We start from the raw sequence: 953 nt of genomic DNA, 5'->3' as shown, positions 1-953 counted from the left end.
TGTTGTTGTCTCTGGCGTTTTGGGATCAGTTGGATCTGTGTCCTTAGTGTAAACAAAAGTTGTGATGTACTGGTATACAGTATACTGGCCACTCGTCGCTCCAAGAGTACGAACAAGACGATAACCTTTAATTTTCTTAGGTTGGACTTGCCATGGACCCTTTGCATACCAGCCTTTTTGCGGATTAACCCCATTATTTTTTTGGTTAGGATTATCTAGGTTGAACGCAAGCGTATCATTATTCCTAAGCACATTTCCTTGCTCATCAATGTACCTCACAGTTACTGGTTTGTTTGGTAGCAAGTAAACATGTATCCCTTTAGCGTACCAATTGAAATAATCAGAATTAAGATATGTCCCTGTACTTCCTATATAGGAGTAACCTTGTTTTTCGCAATGGCTAATCTCCTCACTCATTTTTTCCTCATAATTACCATTGTTTAGGTCAATCCTTTCGCCATAGCTACCAGCAATCGTAAAGAGTTTGTACGGTAGATTTGTTTCTTCTGGAACAAGTAACAATTCAGTCCTATTACTATCAGAATTATTTTTCATAACCTTCTTATACTTGAAAGTTAAATAAACATAGTTAGGATCAGCTAACGAATTTCGAGTTTGACCAGTGATTTTACCCTTTAAAACAGGTTCAGAAACTAATTTATATCCAGGAATATTAATGGCTGCGGCTTCATAGCGTGATGCATCCGGTGCTTTCTTATCACCAGCACGGTGTTGTGGAGATTCAGGGGCCATCCAGAAACTATCTAGAACGATTGATGCTAAAATATGCCCGTTATCTACATCAACATACTCTATTTTGATTGGTGACAATGATGCGTAATCTAAATTAATGTTAATGTCTTGCGTAGTAATACCTTTCTTAAGGCAGGCATTACCTTGTTTATCAAAATGGAAATACTTATTCAAAACTTCTGAATTCATTAATTTATAAC

The 953-nt window shown here is 36.8% G+C and carries 1 protein-coding gene; it reads right to left on the bottom strand.

Going from position 1 to position 953, the window contains the following annotated elements:
• Positions 1-953: MucBP domain-containing protein (locus tag HUK45_RS09345; RefSeq protein WP_191912053.1), on the bottom strand; the 953-nt coding region annotated here is incomplete at both ends.

Origin of the sequence: Limosilactobacillus urinaemulieris (genome assembly GCF_014838745.1) — a bacterium.
GTDB classification, from domain to species: Bacteria; Bacillota; Bacilli; order Lactobacillales; family Lactobacillaceae; genus Limosilactobacillus; species Limosilactobacillus urinaemulieris.
The sequence above is the reverse complement of the archived record's forward strand: the minus strand, read 5'-3'. Positions and strand labels throughout refer to the sequence as shown.